This is a genomic window from Alteromonas sp. NFXS44 (genome assembly GCF_040148705.1).
Classification (GTDB): Bacteria; Pseudomonadota; Gammaproteobacteria; order Enterobacterales; family Alteromonadaceae; genus Alteromonas.
Window position 1 is genome coordinate 1 of the sequence record NZ_JAGDEA010000005.1, and the last position, 17449, is coordinate 17449.

Annotated in this window: 9 protein-coding genes; 8 read left to right on the forward strand and 1 reads right to left on the reverse strand. The window is 50.1% G+C overall.

Going from position 1 to position 17449, the window contains the following annotated elements; all coding sequences use genetic code 11:
* The coding region (locus J3369_RS05275; RefSeq protein ID WP_349584618.1) for an Ig-like domain-containing protein at positions 1–4738 on the reverse strand (4738 nt) is incomplete at its 3' end.
* 241 nt (positions 4739–4979) lie between these two features.
* Between J3369_RS05275 and J3369_RS05280 the strand changes: the two genes are divergently transcribed.
* The 8 genes from J3369_RS05280 to J3369_RS05315 are packed head-to-tail and all read left to right on the forward strand — an operon-like array spanning position 4980 to position 17426.
* Entirely contained in the window at positions 4980–6884 is a 1905-nt protein-coding gene (locus J3369_RS05280) for a TolC family outer membrane protein (protein WP_349584621.1), read from the forward strand.
* Complete coding sequence (locus J3369_RS05285; protein ID WP_349584623.1) at positions 6884–9049, forward strand: type I secretion system permease/ATPase; 2166 nt, start codon at positions 6884–6886, stop codon at positions 9047–9049. The genes J3369_RS05280 and J3369_RS05285 overlap by 1 nt, the downstream gene beginning before the upstream one ends.
* A gap of 9 nt (positions 9050–9058) precedes the next feature.
* A complete protein-coding gene (locus J3369_RS05290; protein WP_349584626.1) occupies positions 9059–10390 on the forward strand; it encodes an HlyD family type I secretion periplasmic adaptor subunit in 1332 nt (443 codons plus the stop codon).
* 2 nt (positions 10391–10392) lie between these two features.
* A complete protein-coding gene (locus tag J3369_RS05295) occupies positions 10393–10983 on the forward strand; it encodes a helix-turn-helix transcriptional regulator (protein ID WP_349584629.1) in 591 nt (196 codons plus the stop codon).
* A 27-nt stretch (positions 10984–11010) separates the two neighbouring features.
* Complete coding sequence (locus tag J3369_RS05300; protein WP_349584632.1) at positions 11011–12672, forward strand: sensor histidine kinase; 1662 nt, start codon at positions 11011–11013, stop codon at positions 12670–12672.
* A gap of 3 nt (positions 12673–12675) precedes the next feature.
* Positions 12676–14223, forward strand: coding sequence for a DUF3369 domain-containing protein (locus tag J3369_RS05305; RefSeq protein WP_349584634.1), 1548 nt, complete (start codon positions 12676–12678; stop codon positions 14221–14223).
* Positions 14224–14235: 12 nt separating this feature from the next.
* Positions 14236–15480 (forward strand): sensor histidine kinase, encoded by a 1245-nt coding sequence (locus J3369_RS05310; RefSeq protein ID WP_349584637.1) that lies wholly within the window; start codon positions 14236–14238, stop codon positions 15478–15480.
* A gap of 11 nt (positions 15481–15491) precedes the next feature.
* Positions 15492–17426, forward strand: coding sequence for a bifunctional diguanylate cyclase/phosphodiesterase (locus J3369_RS05315; protein ID WP_349584639.1), 1935 nt, complete (start codon positions 15492–15494; stop codon positions 17424–17426).
* Positions 17427–17449: the final 23 nt, after the last annotated feature.

Genomic DNA, 17449 nt, shown 5'->3' on the forward strand with positions numbered 1-17449 from the left:
GTGCATCCAGCGTGACCGTTGGGGCAGTGGTATCCACTGTACCGGACGTAGAAGCAGTACCGGTGTTACCGGCTGCATCGGTAGCGGCAGCATCAACAGTGAAGTTACCTTCTGCCATTTCTGCAGGCATATCGGCGCTGAAGGTACCGTCGGGTTGTACGGTAGCCGTTACTGTTTGTGCATCACCGTTGGCATCTGTCACGGTTAACGTCACAGACTCACCTGCCGGCAGATCCGTGGTGCCTGAAATAGTCGGTGTGGTGTCGTTGCCTGTACCTTGTGCATCCAGTGTGACTGTCGGCGCAGTGGTGTCGATATTGCCACTAGTTGAAGCTGTGCCGGTGTTACCGGCGGCATCGGTAGCGGCAGCATCGACAGTGAAGTTACCTTCTGCCATTTCTGCAGGGACATCGGCACTGAACGTACCGTCGGGTTGTACGGTAGCCGTTACTGTTTGTGCATCGCCGTTGGCATCAGTGACCGTTAACGTCACTGATTCACCGGCTGGCAGATCGGTGGTGCCTGAAATGGTCGGTGTGGTGTCGTTACCGGTGCCTTGTGCATCCAGCGTGACCGTTGGGGCAGTGGTATCCACTGTACCGGACGTAGAAGCAGTACCGGTGTTACCGGCTGCATCGGTAGCGGCAGCATCAACAGTGAAGTTACCTTCTGCCATTTCTGCAGGGACATCGGCACTGAACGTACCGTCGGGTTGTACGGTAGCCGTTACTGTTTGTGCATCGCCGTTAGCATCAGTGACCGTCAATGTCACAGATTCGCCTGCCGGCAGATCCGTGGTACCTGAGATGGTTGGCGTGGTGTCGTTACCGGTACCTTGTGCATCCAGCGTGACTGTTGGAGCAGTGGTGTCCACGGTACCAGACGTGGAAGCAGTACCAGTGTTACCAGCCGCATCGACAGTGAAGTTACCTTCTGCCATTTCCGCTGGCACATCGGCGCTGAAGGTACCGTCAGGTTGCACGGTAGCCGTTACAGTCTGTGCATCACCGTTAGCATCTGTCACGGTTAATGTCACAGATTCACCGGCTGGCATATCCGTGGTACCGGAAATGGTAGGTGTGGTGTCGTTGCCTGTACCTTGTGCATCCAGAGTCACGGTCGGCGCAGTGGTATCCAGGTTGCCTGAAGTGGTTGCAGATGCTGTGTTTCCTGCTGTATCTGTTGCAGTGGCCTGGACTGTATAGCTGCCTTCAGCAAGCTCTGCGGGTACGTCCGCACTAAAAGTACCATCTGGTTGAACGGTGGCTGTGAAAGTTTGTACATCTCCGTTGCTGTCAGTGACGTTAATGTTCACTGTCTCGCCAGCTGGTAGATCAGTCGAGCCAGAAACCGTTGGCGTAGTATCGTTACCATCACCTTGAGGATTGATGCTCAGGCTTGGCACTGCAGTGTTGATTTCTCCACCGTTTTCCGTTGCTGTCGTGGAATTACCGGCTTCATCGGTGGCCGTCGCTTCAACGGTATAGCTACCTTCTGCCATTTCCGCAGGCACATCGGCACTAAACGTACCGTCTGGCTGCACGGTTGCGGTAACAGTTTGTGCATCGCCGTTAGCATCAGTGACCGTTAAGGTCACAGATTCACCGGCTGGCAGATCCGTGGTGCCGGAAATAGTCGGCGTGGTGTCGTTGCCTGTACCTTGTGCATCCAGTGTGACTGTTGGAGCTGTGGTATCCACCGTACCTGACGTAGAAGCAGTACCGGTGTTTCCGGCTGCATCAGCCGCCGCAGCATCAACCGTGAAGTTACCTTCTGCCATTTCTGCAGGGACATCGGCACTGAAGGTGCCATCTGGCTGAACGGTTGCGGTAACGGTTTGCGCATCGCCGTTAGCATCCGTCACGGTTAGGGTGACAGATTCACCGGCTGGCAGATCAGTGGTGCCTGAAATAGTCGGGGTAGTGTCGTTGCCTGTACCTTGTGCATCCAGTGTGACTGTTGGTGCAGTCGTATCAACTTCACCGCCAGTCGCTGTTGCTGTCGTGGAATTACCAGATGCATCGGTGGCTGTCGCTTCAACGGTAAAGCTACCTTCTGCCATTTCAGCAGGCACATCGGCGCTGAAGGTACCGTCGGGTTGTACGGTAGCCGTTACAGTCTGCGCATCACCATTCGCATCGGTCACTGTCAGGGTGACAGATTCACCGGCTGGCAGATCCGTGGTGCCTGAAATAGTTGGGGTGGTGTCGTTGCCTGTACCTTGTGCATCCAGTGTGACTGTTGGTGCAGTCGTATCAACTTCACCGCCAGTCGCTGTTACTGTCGTGGAATTACCAGCTGCATCGGTGGCCGTCGCTTCAACGGTAAAGCTACCTTCTGCCATTTCCGCAGGCACATCGGCACTAAACGTACCGTCTGGCTGTACGGTAGCCGTTACAGTTTGCGCATCACCATTCGCATCTGTCACGGTTAACGTCACAGATTCTCCCGCTGGCAAATCGGTGGTACCGGAAATAGTAGGTGTGGTGTCGTTGCCTGAACCTTGCGCATCCAACGTGACCGTTGGCGCAGTCGTATCAACTTCACCGCCTGTGGCGGTAGCCGTTGTTGTGTTACCTGCTTCGTCAGTGGCGGTGGCCTCAACAGTAAATCCGCCTTCTGCCAGCTCAGCAGGGACTTCCGCACTGAACGTGCCGTCAGGTTCAACGGTGGCTGTAATTGTTTGTTCATTACCGTCTGAACCAGTGACTGTCAGCGTAACGGTCTCTCCGGCTGGTAAGTCTGTTGTACCGGAAATGACAGGTGTAGTATCAGAATCTACATCAGGTGGATTAATAGTCAGTTCAGGCGCTGTAGTATCTGGTTCAACAGGATCTACTGGGTCTGATGGTTCTACGGGCTCAGAGGGATCGACATCTGTCGAGCCTTCTGAGGGAGGCGGGGTAGTGGTGCCACCTTCAGGCGACGTGGTGGTGTCGCCACCTTCAGGGGAAGTTGTTGTGTCGCCACCTTCAGGCGAAGTGGTAGTGTCGCCACCCTCAGGGGAAGTTGTTGTGTCGCCACCTTCAGGCGAAGTGGTAGTGTCGCCACCCTCAGGAGTAGTGGTTGTTTCGCCGGTTTCACCCGGTGTCGTTGTCTCGCCGGTTTCACCCGGTGTGGTTGTCTCGCCGGTTTCGCCCGGTGTGGTTGTCTCGCCGGTTTCGCCCGGTGTGGTTGTCTCGCCGGTTTCGCCCGGTGTGGTTGTCTCGCCGGTTTCGCCCGGAGTAGTTGTCTCGCCGGTTTCACCAGGTGTAGTTGTTTCGCCGGTTTCACCTGGTGTGGTTGTCTCGCCGGTTTCACCCGGAGTAGTTGTTTCGCCGGTTTCATCCGGTGCGTCAGGTGCTGTCTCTTCTGCCGGTGCTGGTTCTGACTCAGCCGCTGTTACAGAGAAGGTGTCGTTAGCCTGAGTCTGGTTGCCGGCTGCATCCGTTGCGGTTACACCTACTGTATAATCACCTTCAGCGAAGTTGTCCGGTAAAGTCAGATTAAAACTGCCGTCTGCAAGGACATCGGCAGTAAATGTTTGAGTGCTGCCATCTGCGCCGGTCACGGTAATTTCAACGACACTGCCCTGAGCCAAATCAGTCGTACCGCTTAGTACAGGCGCTTCTCCTTCACTAGCATTTACCTCAAAAGTAAGCTCTGGTGGAGTGAAATCTGTTTCACCGGTGGCATTTACTGACGTCGTATTACCCGCTTCATCGGTGGCGGTAACCGCTACATCAAAATCGCCTTCCGCAAGAGGGGCTACCGGTGTTGCAGAGAAGCTGCCATCTTCAAGAACGATAGCAGTGATCGTTTGCTCGTTCCCGTCTGCATCAGTAATTGTGATGGATATTTCGCTGCCTGCAGGCAAATCTGAAGTGCCGCTGATCTCAGGAAACTCATCATTGGTAACCTCGATGGGATTTACATCGATAGTAGGAGGCGTAGTATCAACCACAAATGTTTCTGATACCGTAACTGTGCCATTCTGAGGATCCGGTGCTTCAACTACAACATTGAAAGTACCGTCTTCCAGCGTATCCGGTAATGTAGCATTGAAACTGCCATCATCTGCAACGATAACGTCAATAACCGTTTCAGCGCCCGTCTCATCAATAACCGTAATTGTAATCGGGGTACCGGGCTCCAGGTTAGAATCACCGGCTACAACCGGCGGGAAATCACCGGAAATGGTGATGTTGTCTAGTGTAGTGGGTTCGTCCTGAGCTGCTGCTCCGTCAGGATCCTGCTCGATATTCTGTGGTTCAGTCGTCGCCGGCTCATAATCAAATGTCAGCGGATCCACATCTTCGGCGATACGGCTTAACTGCACAAATGACGCACCGCCGCCACCAGCACCACCGCCGCCACCGGCCGCAGTTTCTTCTAACGCATCAAGGATGTCTCCGTCGCCACTCAGTAAGGCGTCAATATCCGGAACACCCTGCGAACCGGTGGAGTCAAATCCCGTGTCACCACCGTCAACCATGGCAAGCATGTCATCAAGGGAATCGTCGTAAACCACGAATTCATCATTGATAGCAGATGCTTCGAATGATTCTACATCTGCCACCAGTTGCGGTGCACCCGGCGCAAGGTCAATGGCTCCCTGTTCCTGAGTGATGATCTGACCACCATTGTCTGAAACGATTTGCGCATCTGACGGAATCGTATCGCCGGCTGAGACCGGGAATTCATCCCCGTTGGGAAGGCGGATAAATACGTCACCGGATACATTAGTTACATTCAACATAATTCAATACCTTTTGCGTTTGATGCACTAAAAATTAGTCGCCGCAAAAAGTTTGACCCTGTACCAGAGAACAGTCTTAATCTAAACGCCTGTTTTTATAGCAATTAAAAATTAATTTTTTTTCCCTAATAAAAATTCATTCCTGCCGGTTTGCGGGCTTCAAAGTTCGTGACTACTTTTACAACTACAGGGAATTAATAGCGAAAATGGAAATTTGTCGGTAAACGGAAATGAGGTATTCATGCTGATTCGAATTTTGGCCGTGGGTTTGGCAGCAGGTTTTTCGCTGTGCGGTACACCTGTGAACGCTGCACCAGTGAGCCTGTCAGACGTCGTTAAAAAAGCCATTGACACAAATCCTGATGTGCAGGCTGCGTGGCGGGAATTTCTGGAAGCAGAACAAAATGTGAAGATTGCCAGATCCGGCTATCTCCCGAAAGTGGATGTCACTGCCAGCTCAAGTCTGGTGCGCCGGAACTACGGTCTTGACCAGAGTTATGTATCCAATGAAGCCCGTATTTCGGTTACCCAAATGCTTTACGACGGTTTCTTTACCTCATCGGAAGTAAAGCGTCTTGAGTCGGCGAAAAAAGTCAGGTTCCTGGAATTGTTAAATCAGGTAGAACAGATTTCATTAGAGGTTGCCACTGCTTACTCGGATGTATTGCTTTACCGCGAGTTGTTACTGGTGGCAGAAGACAACCTCAAAACCCACGTCGACGTTTACAAACAAATTGAAAAAAGTGCTGCTGCCGGTGTGGCCAGACGGGCAGATCTGGAACAGATCAGCGGGCGTCTGTATCTGGCTGAATCTAACGTAATGACCGAACAGTCGAATTTGCATGATGTCTCTTCCCGCTTCCTGCGATTAACCGGATTTCGCCCTCCGGCGGAACTTGATCCGGTAGACAATCTCATAAACGCTGAGATCCCGCTATCGATGGAAGAGAGCTTACTTGAAGCCTACAAGCGCAACCCCGGTTTTCTGGCGTCATGGTACAACGTAAATTCAACTAATTACGGTATTGATTCTGCCAGGAGCCGCTATCACCCCACATTAAATCTGGTGGGCAGTTATGGCTCCCAGTCCAGGGATGATGCGGGTCTGGATAACACTCAGACCGAAGGGCAAATCGGACTCCAGTTCTCATACAATCTTTACAACGGTGGTGCAGACCGTGCGTCAATCCGGGCTGCGCTGGCGGTAACTGATCAGGCTAAAGATCTGCGGGATAAATCCTGCCGTGATGTTCGTCAGACAGTACAGATAGCCTATAACGACATTCGCAACCTGGACAGACAGATCCCGGCACTGAATGAACACCGGCTATCCTCCAGCAGGGTGCGGACCGCTTACCTGGATCAATTCAAAATCGGTGACCGGACTTTATTGGATCTCCTGGACTCAGAGAACGAAGCCTATGAATCTGGCCGGGCATACACTGAAGCTGTTTTCACCCAATACAAAGCCATTTTACGTTTGATGGCCGGTGGCGGTGAACTGGCTGAATACCTTACGGTTACGCGGGATGAGTTTGATGTAACTGAAGCTATTCGTCTGTCGGAAGCCGTGTACGACCCCATGTATGTTTGTCCGGCTGAAACCATCGATGTGATGTCTCAGGAAACCAATATTCTGATCCGTGATACAGACGGCGATGGCATTACCGACTTGTGGGATGAATGTCCTGACACGCCTTTTGATACCGCAGTGGATGACTTTGGTTGCGCAACTCAGCAGCAAAACACCGGCGACATCATTGGAATAAAACATCAATCTGAAGTGGTTATACCTTTCGGCGCTGATTCCACTGAACTGGACCCTAAATACCTCATTAAGCTTGAGCCTATGCTGGATACGCTCGTCAAAGATCCCGCAGCAGGCGTTATTGTATACGGTCATGCCTCTCTGGAAGGAGAGTCTCACTACAATATGATGCTCTCTGTGCGACGTGCTAATGCCGTTGCCGACTGGCTGAAAGTCCGGTCCGGCAGTAATGAGCAACGCATTTCTGCTATCGGGCTGGGTGAAGATCAACCCCTTATCAATGAAATATCACCTGAAGCGAACCTGGCGAACCGGCGCGTGGAAGCCGTTGTTGTGGTACTTAATTCTTCATCCGATTCGCCGGAGTACATTAATTAATGGCGCAACCTAAGTTGTCTGACCCCGCAATCGAGAAGCTGGCTGAGTCCTCTGCAATCCAAGGCGGCTGCCTGATGGCCTGCCTGAAAGCAATTTGTGATTTCCACGGCATTACCCTTGTGCCTGATGCGGTTATGGCAGGATTGCCAATGGACAACGGTGAATTATCGCCATCGGTGATGCCCCGCGCTGCCAGCAGGGTTGGCCTTAATTGCAAGGTGGTCAAACGTGAGCTGGCTGAAATAAACCCCGCGTTATTGCCGGCAATTCTGGTGTTGTCAGAGCAGCGTTCCTGCGTGTTAGTTTCCTGTCAGATTGAATCCGGTCAGGCTGAAGTCGTATTTCCGGAAGCACCGGAAACCGTTGAAGTCGTCGATATAGAGGATATTGAGAAGGACTACACTCAGTTTGTTATGTTTTTGCGTCCGGACAGGCGTATTGGTAAACCGGCATCGGTATCCAATTCTCGAAAAGGTGTGCACTGGCTCTGGCATACCGTCGGTTCAGCGATTTCACTGTATAAAGATGTCTTGCTGGCCTCAATATTTATCGGGCTGCTGTCCCTTGCCATGCCACTGTTTGTGATGAATGTGTATGACAGGGTAGTGCCGAACGCGGCGACGGAAACGTTATGGGTGCTGGCTACCGGTGCTGCTATGGTGCTGTTTGCCGAATTTTCATTACGTATGCTGCGGCATTTCTTCGTTGAACTGGCAGCTAGCCGTATCGATATCACTCTGACGGCGAATTTAATGCAAAAAGTGCTCGGCTTTTCGTTTAGGGAAAAGCCGGCCTCCACCGGTGCCTTTGTCAACAACCTGCAATCTTTTGAGGCGATCCGCGGATTTACGAATTCACTGACCCTTGTGGCGCTGGTCGATCTGCCTTTCGCAGTATTCTTTATTGTCATTATTGCGCTGATCAATGGCTTTTTATCACTGCCAATTCTGGTGGGAGGACTTTTACTGATTTGTTTCGGGCTTTACGCCCAGCGCAACATGGCCAGGCTTGCCAGCAGTGCAAGTGAAGCTGGCTCAGCCAGAAACGGGCTGGTGACTGAATCAGTTAACATGTTCGATGACGTTAAGTTTTTCAATGCTGGTCATCATGTGCAGCATGAATGGGAACAGCATTCCATTTATCTGGCAAAACTCAATGCCAAATTACGTATCGCAGGAACATCGGTCAGCAGTGCTGCTCTCTGGATCCAGCAGACCGTAGGCGTGTCTATGATTGTCGTCGGCGTATTTCTGATCGTGGACGGCGAACTTACGCAAGGCGGGCTAATCGCGGCGTATTTGTTGTCTTCCCGGGCTATGGGGCCGCTGTCACAGGCTGCCAGCCTGCTGTCCCAATATCATCATGCTAAGACCGCTTACCAGACCCTGTCTGATTTGATGGCCAAAGAAGATGAGTCAAAAGCCGAACAAAAGTGGACGCAGCATACCCGCATTCATGGCCGGTTACACTTTGATAAAGTGTCTTTTGCTTATCCGGAGCAGCCTTCCCATGTGATTAGCAGAATGTCCCTGACCATCGAAGCCGGTGAGCGGGTAGCTATTCTTGGCAATAACGGTTCAGGTAAAACTACACTGCACAAACTGTTGCTACACGCCTATGCACCGACAAGCGGCCTTATCACTCTGGATAATATTGATTTACAGCAATACGAACCCAGTACGCTGCGTAATCAGATAGGTTATGTACCTCAGGATATTAATCTTTTTACCGGCAGCCTGCGGGACAACATTACGGTGTTTAAGGAAGACTACGACGAAGATTTTATCTGGGAGATACTCAATGCCTGCGGTTTAACCGACTTTGTTAACCATCATCCTGACGGTCTGAATCTCAGTGTGGGAGAAGGCGGAAAATTGCTGTCCGGGGGCAAGCGTCAGTCTGTCGCTCTGGCGCGGGCACTTATCCGTCGTCCCTCCCTGTTTTTAATGGATGAACCTACTTCGGCCATGGATGCCACTGCTGAACAACGTATAAAGGACCTGCTGGACAGAGAAACGAAAGGGAAAACCTTAATTCTGAATACCCACCGGCACTCTCTTCTCTCACTGGTCGACCGCATTATTGTTATCGACCAGGGTCACATTATTGTTGACGGTCCCCGTCAGGAAGTGCTTAAACGTCTCGCTGCTGCGGTTAAAGGCTAAGGATTCATTATGCTTATGTCATGGGCCCGTGAATGGCTGGCACCACCTCCGGAAAATGACTGGGTTTTGGAAGCCGAGTGGGCGCGTATCCAGCAGCGGCCACTGCGGGCCAAAGCGCTGCTTTATGTGGTTGTACTGACGATCACGGCATTAATTGTGTGGGCATGTTTTGCTCCCATCGCAGAAGTGGCGAGGGGGGAAGGTAAGGTTGTGCCATCCAGCCAGCTACAGATTCTGCAGTCCTATGACGGCGGTATTGTTCAGGACATTCAGGTGAGGGAAGGGCAGAAAGTCAACGCCGGTGACATTATTCTGAAAGTGGATCCTACCCGTTACTTGTCTTCACTGCAGGAAAACAATTCAAAAAGAAACGCTGTGGCTGCAAAAGTCCACCGGTTGACCGCACAGTCGCGGGCGCAGCCACTGAGTTTTCCCGAAGAGCTTAAACAGGCTGCGCCTGAAATTGTTGCCAATGAAACCGCATTATATTTTTCAAGTGTCAAAGAGCTGGAAGAAACCTTGTCGAGGTTTGAAAGCCGGATTGCCCAGCGCCGGCAGGATTTGCAATCCTACCGCGCCGAACTACAGCAATATCAGGACACTTTATCTATCGCTCAGCGGGAGCTTACCGTTACCCGTCCGCTGATGGCTTCAGGCGCTGTTTCTGAAATCGATATTCTGCGGCTGGAAAAGCAGGTCATCGAAAATCAGGGAGCCATTCAGCGTACACGGGCTGCAATAACCCGCAGTCAGGCAACCATTGATGAAGAACAGAACAATCTGAAAGAAGCCAGTCTGAAAATGCAGAACCGGTGGAATGAAGAACTCAACGAAGCGGTTGCCACCATGCAATCTTTGCAGGAGTCTCAAACCGGTCTGGAAGATGTGGTGAAACAATCTGAAATCCGCGCGCCGGTGGCCGGTACGGTTCAGCGACTGCTGGTAAATACTGTGGGTGGTGTGGTGACGCCGGGCAGTGCCGTTGTAGAAATTATCCCTGCTGACGACAGGTTAATCGTTGAAGCAAAAATCCCGCCCAAAGATATCGCGTTTCTGAAATTAGGGCAGCCCGCCATCTTGAAATTCAGTGCTTATGATTTCGCTATTTACGGTGGCATGGAAGCCAGTGTAGAGCACATCAGTGCTGATACCGTAACTGACGATCAGGACCGGACTTACTACCTCGTCAGGCTTTCCACCGAAGACAAAAATGCCCTCAATATGGACATCCTGCCGGGCATGATGGTGCAGGTAGATATCATCACCGGTAATCGTACCGTCATGCAGTACCTGCTAAACCCGCTCATCAGGGCCTCTGCATCAGCTTTAGGAGAACGTTAAGAATGAAATTTTTCGTGTTCGGAGAATCGCTTAAGGAGTATGCACCGCTATCTGATGCAATAGCGTGGCACGATGTTTCATTCTCTCTTGCTGCTGAGGGGGGAATTTGCTGGATTGATACCAGAGAAGCTGACTGGCTGCGCTTTGTGCGGGAAAGCAGCGTACTCGGCGTCAATCCTGTGGTGATAAGTCACGCACCTGACATTAAAGAAATGCAGCGAAGCCTGGTCGTCGGCGGACGGGGCTATTGTAACGGAACCGAGCTGATACGCCATTGCAACGAAATTGCCAGTGCCGTCATGGCTGGCGGATTGTGGATCCCCGGCGGACTCGTCACCGCGATGGTTCACCGCCTCAGCGAACATCCGGATTATGAATTTAAAGAAGCGCAGACCGAAGTGCTTACCGGACGGGAAAAGGAAGTTTTGCGGCTCTTGCTGGATGGTGATTCCAATCAGGATATGGCGGATAAGCTAAATATTACCGTCAGGACGGTAAAAGAACATATGTCGTCTATTCTTAAGAAATACAGAGTGAAAGACAGAGTGGCCTTGCTGCTTAAAATTGGCCAATTCAAGCGTACTGCCCTTTAACAGCGCTGAGAATCCGGAGAGGTAGGGGTGAATTTAATTCTTCAAAAAAACGTGATCACTTTTCTGAGCGTGCTTTTCAGCATTCTGTGTACCTTTGGCGGTTACAAGGTGTACATGCAACTGACAGAGCAGGAGCGCGCGGCATCTTTCGATGGACCGGTTAAAGAGTTCAATGACCATTTTAATGAGAATCTGGAGGATATGGAGTATACCCTGCACTCTGTGAATCAATTGTTTGACTCCTCCTCAAACGTAGATGAAATTGAGTTTGATTCTTTCAGTGGATTGATTCTGGAATACAACCTGTCCATTGCAGGAATCGGTGTCTTCAATTTTGACTCACGGGGAATGGGGGCTAAAACCACGTTACTGGAACCCCGGTACTGGCTGGCATCTGATTTATATCCTCAGTTTACCAAGCGGGAAGTGACGCTGGCAATGAAGCGGAACGTTGAGTTACGGGAAGCGACAAAACTGGACAATTTTGCATCCGATCTTTTCAGTGTTAATGACAGCCAGCAGCAATACGTATTACTTGTTCGGGCGATGCCTGAACACAAATTACTTTTGGCCATGGTGGTTGATCTACACCGCGCTGCCAAGCTTTCTGTAAGTAACCGGATTGTCAGTAATTTCATTGTTTACCGTGAGGGAGAGAACAGAAAGGAGCTGGCTTTCTCTGATGTGAAATATTCCTCTACGCTGGCCAAACCCTTCAATGGTGAAATCTTTCTGTTTAACCGCGTCTGGCCAATGGTGATTTATCCGCCGTCAAATTTATTCAACCAATATTACGTAGCCATCCCTGTCTTAGCCTTCCTGTTCAGTTTGATGGTGCTTTATCTGGTTTATTTTGCAATCAAATTACACAAGCTCAGCGATGACCGGCAACTGGCCCTGCAGGATTTGAAATTCGCCCAGAGCAAGATGGTTGAGGCTGAGAAGATAGGCGCAATGGGGGGACTGGTTGCCGGTATCGCCCATGAAGTGAATACGCCATTGGGGATCAGTATTACCAGTTGTTCCCACGTGAACGACTTGATGCGGGATCTGAAACAAGATTTCGATCGCGGCGAACTGGATCAGGAAAAATTTGAAGATTTTCTGTCCTCCGGTAAGGAAATGCTGGGCATGGCGCTGGAAAATATGGGCCGGGCATCTAAGCTGATTGCATCGTTCAAGAAAATTGACGTCATTAATGCAGACGATTCCACCAAAACAGAGTTGGTTGACGTGGCTGAAATCGTTGAAAACTTCGTTGAGCATTATCAGCAGAATGCCATGTCGACGAAGATTAAGTTTGATGTGGAAATTGGCAAGCGGGCACAAATCCAAACCTACCCGACTGTTATTACTCAGGTGCTCGCCAGCCTCGCATCGAACTCAGAGGTTCATGCGTTTGCGAAGAAGGATGAAGACTGTGTTATTTCAATCCGGGTGTCTTCCTTTGGTAACTCCGTGTTACTGAAGTTTGCTGATAACGGTAGCGGCGTGAAAAAGAAAAATCTCACACAAATTTTTGACCCCTTTTATACCACTAACCGTGGTGCCGGTAATGCCGGCCTCGGCTTAAGCGTGGTGTACAACCTGGTGAAAAGTAAGCTGAAAGGTGAACTGAACCATGGTGCAGTACCCGGAGGTGGTCTGTGGATATCACTACGAATTAAAGACTTAGAAGAGAAGGAGTAAACTATGGGGAATCCATTATTTGCCAAGCAGAAAGCTGCACCAGCTGAGTCTGTGGATGACGCGGCAGAGCAGAAAGATACCTCACCGTTGAAAGTGTTGATTATCGATGATGAAACCGAAGTTCACCGCGTAACCGACCTGACGTTAAAGCGCTTCCGTTTTGACGGCAAGAAAATTCAGTTTTTGCATGCGTATTCCGGAAAAGAAGCGAAAGAGATTTTCGATAAAGAGACCGACATCGCGCTGGCCCTTGTGGACGTAGTTATGGAAACGGATCATGCCGGCCTGGATGTAGTGCATTATGTGCGTAAAGAGCTGAACAACACAGCCTGCCGGCTGGTATTACGCACCGGTCAGCCAGGTCAGGCGCCTGAACATGAAGTGATCGAACGCTACGACATCAATGACTACAAAGAAAAAACGGAGTTAACCAGCCAGAAGCTGAAAACCCTGATGTACACAGGGCTGCGCTCATACCGCGATATCTCCACCATTGAGAGCCACCGGAAGGGGCTGCGTCAGGTCATTGAAAGTACCACTAAAATGTTGCAGACCCATGCGCTAAACGAGTTCGCCTCGGCGGTGCTGAAGGAAATTATGAACCTGCTGCAACTGGACTCCAGTGCCATTTATTGCTCTACCTTCCCGCAAAGCGCTGAAGCCACTAAAGGCCGCACGGTATTGGCAGCTACCGGAAGTTTGGCTGACATTAAGGAAAGTCACCAACCTGAAGTGCCTGACGAAGTGGAAAGTTGCTTTAAAGAGGTTTTGGCTTCTAAACAGTCTCAGCATTTCCCTTCTGGTTACGTGTTCTATAACTGTACTGACCTGGGATATGAAAATCTGCTGTTTATCGACACGAAAGGTACGCTTTCTGATGCACAGAAGGAGTTTCTGGAAATTTACTGTATAAACGTCTCGCTGGTTTACGAGAACCTGATGATTTCGGAGGAAATCTCTGAAACTCAGGAAGACATAATCCACATGTTGGGTAATGCCGTTGAATTGCGTAGTAAAGAAGTGGGCTCCCATGTAAAACGTGTAGCGGAAATCAGCTATAAACTCGCGGTTTTGGCAGGACTGAGTGATGATGAGGCGGAAAGCATCCGTCGATTTGCCCCGGTTCACAATCTGGGTAAAGTCGCCATCCCAGATTCTATTTTACATAAGCCCGGTGAACTTACTCCTGAGGAGTGGGGCGTTATGAAGTCTCATCCCAAAGTCGGTGCAGACATGCTGAGCCTTTCTAACAAACCCATGATTAAAAACGCAGCGAAAATTTGTTATGCACATCACGAGCAGTGGAACGGTGGTGGTTATCCAGAGGGCCTCAAGGGAGAAGACATTCCTGTGGCTGCGCGGATAACGGCACTGGCTGATGCCTTCGATTCCATGGGCTCAACACGCAGCTATAAAGAGGCGTGGCCGAAAGAAAACATTATTTCAGAGATAGAAGCGCAAAAAGGTGAACAGTTTGATCCCCAACTGGCGGAAATCTTGCTGGACAATTTTGATGACTTCTGGGCTCTGCGTACACGCTATCCGGATTAAGAGGAGAGTATCGTGTCCAAATCTGTAACTGAATCGATGGCGGCTTTGCTTAGCCCTGATTTGCTGCGGGCACTCCCGGTACAGTCTCAGTTTCCGCTGCTGGACCAGGCTTTGTACATTGGTGTTGAATGTTATCATGTCTCCAGCTGGCATGTGAGTGACGAGGCCAGTATTGCTGTGGACTGCACGGGGTGTATTCCCGGCCGTCAACTGGAAAACAGCACATTGAGCACTTTACTGGCCTGTAAGGGGAAAAATCACTGGGCAGATCACAGTGTTGTTGATGCCAGCTTCTCTGACTGGATGGCACAGGCTGGCATGGCAGACAAAGTTTGCTCTGTATATGTGATTGCCGATGAACACCACGTGGGGGGATTCATTGTTCTGGTAACGCAAGCTCCGGTAGATGAAAACGATGCAGGTCTGACTAAATTACTGGACGAATTCACACCGCTACTCATAGAAAGTGAGTATCTGAAGGAAAAGAAGGAAGCGGCCATCGAAATGGAGAAGCTATGCAACTTAGGTGGCATGGTGGCAACGGTGGCTCACGAGGTAAACAACCCTCTCGGGGTGGCGATCACATCTTTGTCGCACCTTAAAGAAAGTGTTGATGATCTTGATAAAAGTTTCAAAGACGGAACCCTGACAGAAGAGTACTTCTCAGACTTTATAGACGACAGTAATGAAGTGAGCGATTTGCTTTCGTTCAACTTAGGGCGTGCTGCAAAGCTCATCCGTGACTTTAAAACCAATGCGGTAAATCAAAGCGCTGATGTGCTGATGGCGTTTCCGCTGAAGAGCACCATCGAAAGTGTGCTGAGCAGCGTGAAGCCGCAGTTGAAAGCGAAGCAAATTGAAATTGTGCTTGATTGTCAGGTCGCCGATACCTTCATGATGAAGGGGTTTCCGGGGGCCCTGTCTCAGGTGCTGACAAACTTACTGTTCAATGCATCAATTCACGCTTTCGATAAATCCATTACATCGCCTAAAATTCATATCAGGGCAGAATCAGCGGATGGCAAGGCAACGATTACCTTTAATGATAACGGTAAAGGGATCCCTGAGGCGTTTCGTGAAGTAATGTTTGAGCCCTATTTTACTACCCGCCGTGAAGAAGGTGGCAGCGGTTTGGGGTTACATATCGTGAAGAACCTGACAGAAAACAAGATGCAGGGGCAGCTTACCCTGCAAAGTGAAGTGGGTAAGGGGACTGAGTTCGTTATGGTCCTTCCCGTTGAAATAGACGCTGAATAGAGTAGTTGTTAATGACCCTGAATAAGCAGCTGTGGATTGCCATACTCGCCATTATAGCCGTTAACAGTGTGGTGAGCTTTCTGGTGTTGTTTTTCTCTACGCAGAAAAACACTGAAGAACAGTTGTATCTTAAGAACATAGATGATGCGAATTCACTGGCTCTGGTGCTGACGCAGGCGGAGAAATCACCTGCCGGTATTCGACTCATGCTGTCTGCAAAATTTGATTCGGGACATTATTCACTTATCCGTCTTGAAGGTACGGACGGGAATGTTATCGACGAGATCTACTTTGAAGGGGAAGCATCAACCGCGCCGGACTGGTTTCAGGCCATGGCTGAACTGACCGTGCCGCCCGGCATTTCCCAGGTGAGTGACGGTTGGGATCAGTTTGGCACCCTTTATGTGGAAAGTCAGACTGCCTTTGCCATGGATACATTGTGGTCGAAGTTTAAAAGCTTTGTGATGAGTATCGTGATCCTCACTGTAGGGATCGGGATAATCGGCTCCCTCATTTTACGTGTCATCCTGAAACCGCTGGGGACTATTGTCGACCAGGCCAACAGTTTTTCAGAGAGGAAGTTTATAAAAATTGCGCTGCCCTGGACTGCCGACTTTGCCCGGGTGGTAAATGCCATGAACTCGCTGGCCGACCGCTTTAAAGCAAACCTCGTTGAGAACAACCGCCGGCTTGAACTTGCCAGGGAACGGGACCAGCATGACCCGGTGACTAATATTCCTAATATCAATGCCTTCTTTACACTACTGGAATCTCAACTGAGATTTCGTGATAAAGATGGTCAGAACGTGCTGCTCATGCACAGTCTGATGAAAGACAAAGGCGATATTCAGGCGTTTGCGCCGGAGATATTTAATCAGTTCGTAAAAGAGTTTGCTGACAGACTGGACGGCTTCTACCGTGAACACAGTGAGCTTTACACCGACTTCCGCATGGCCCGAATCAATGAAACAGATATTTGTGTATTGCTGACAGAGTGCCGTGATCTGGAAGGGATTCAGGAAGTGTTTATGGAAGACAATCCGCTGGAGCACAGTCCGGATTTTGCCGATCTGAATATTCACTGCGTCACCGCCGGCGTTTACATACGGGCCGATGAAGCGAGTTACGAATTGCTCGACCGGGTTGACGGATTACTGGAAGAAGTGCAGGAAAGTGAAACTGTGTTCGGTTTTAATCTGCAGCCGTTGCCGGAAACGCACTATCGCTGTGACAGCAAAGAAAAATGGCAAAAAGATTTCGACATCGCCAGTCAGTCTGCCGAACTGATGACGGTGAGTGTTCATACTCATAGCGGTAAAACCATGCATTATCAGGCTTTCATGCTGTATAAAGACGGCAATGAAATGCGCGGATTCGGACGTTTTACTGAAGCGGCCCGCCGCTTTGGTACGGTAGATAAAATCGACCTTCTGGCTCTGAAGAAAGCGCTGGCATGGCTGAAAGATAATCCTGAAAAATGCTGCGCGGTGCTGCTTTATCAGGAAACAATCCTGGATACGTTTAACAGATCACAACTGGAAGATTTATTAAAAGCGAATCAGGATGTGATCACCCGGTTATCGCTGGAGTTGCGGGAGCACACAGCTGCCAGCCATCCTAAATCCTTCCGTCAGTTCTGTGAGCTGGCTGATTATTTCAAAGTGGATACCGGGCTCAAAAGAGTGGGAGAAAGCTTTTCCAAGGTGGCCGATGTGCATGAATTTGGCCTTAAGTACCTGAAGATTGACAGTACTTACGTGTATGACGTGGTGAACAACCGCTCAAATCAGGTTTACCTGAATGGTCTTGCCGATCTTGCCCATTCATTGGGAATGGCGGTGATTGCTGATGGCGTAGTATCTGAAAAAGACGAAGAAGTTCTGCTGTCTATCGGTTTCGATGGTGTGGCGCGGCTTAACATTGATGAACAGATTGCAGCAAAGTGACAAACTCGCCTTACGTGTTACAG

Coding starts and splice junctions, on each gene's coding strand:
- J3369_RS05280 (WP_349584621.1), top strand. CDS start 4,980: ATGCTGATTCGAATTTTGGCCGTGGGTTTGGCAGCAGGTTTTTCGCTG.
- J3369_RS05285 (WP_349584623.1), top strand. CDS start 6,884: ATGGCGCAACCTAAGTTGTCTGACCCCGCAATCGAGAAGCTGGCTGAG.
- J3369_RS05290 (WP_349584626.1), top strand. CDS start 9,059: ATGCTTATGTCATGGGCCCGTGAATGGCTGGCACCACCTCCGGAAAAT.
- J3369_RS05295 (WP_349584629.1), top strand. CDS start 10,393: ATGAAATTTTTCGTGTTCGGAGAATCGCTTAAGGAGTATGCACCGCTA.
- J3369_RS05305 (WP_349584634.1), top strand. CDS start 12,676: ATGGGGAATCCATTATTTGCCAAGCAGAAAGCTGCACCAGCTGAGTCT.
- J3369_RS05315 (WP_349584639.1), top strand. CDS start 15,492: ATGACCCTGAATAAGCAGCTGTGGATTGCCATACTCGCCATTATAGCC.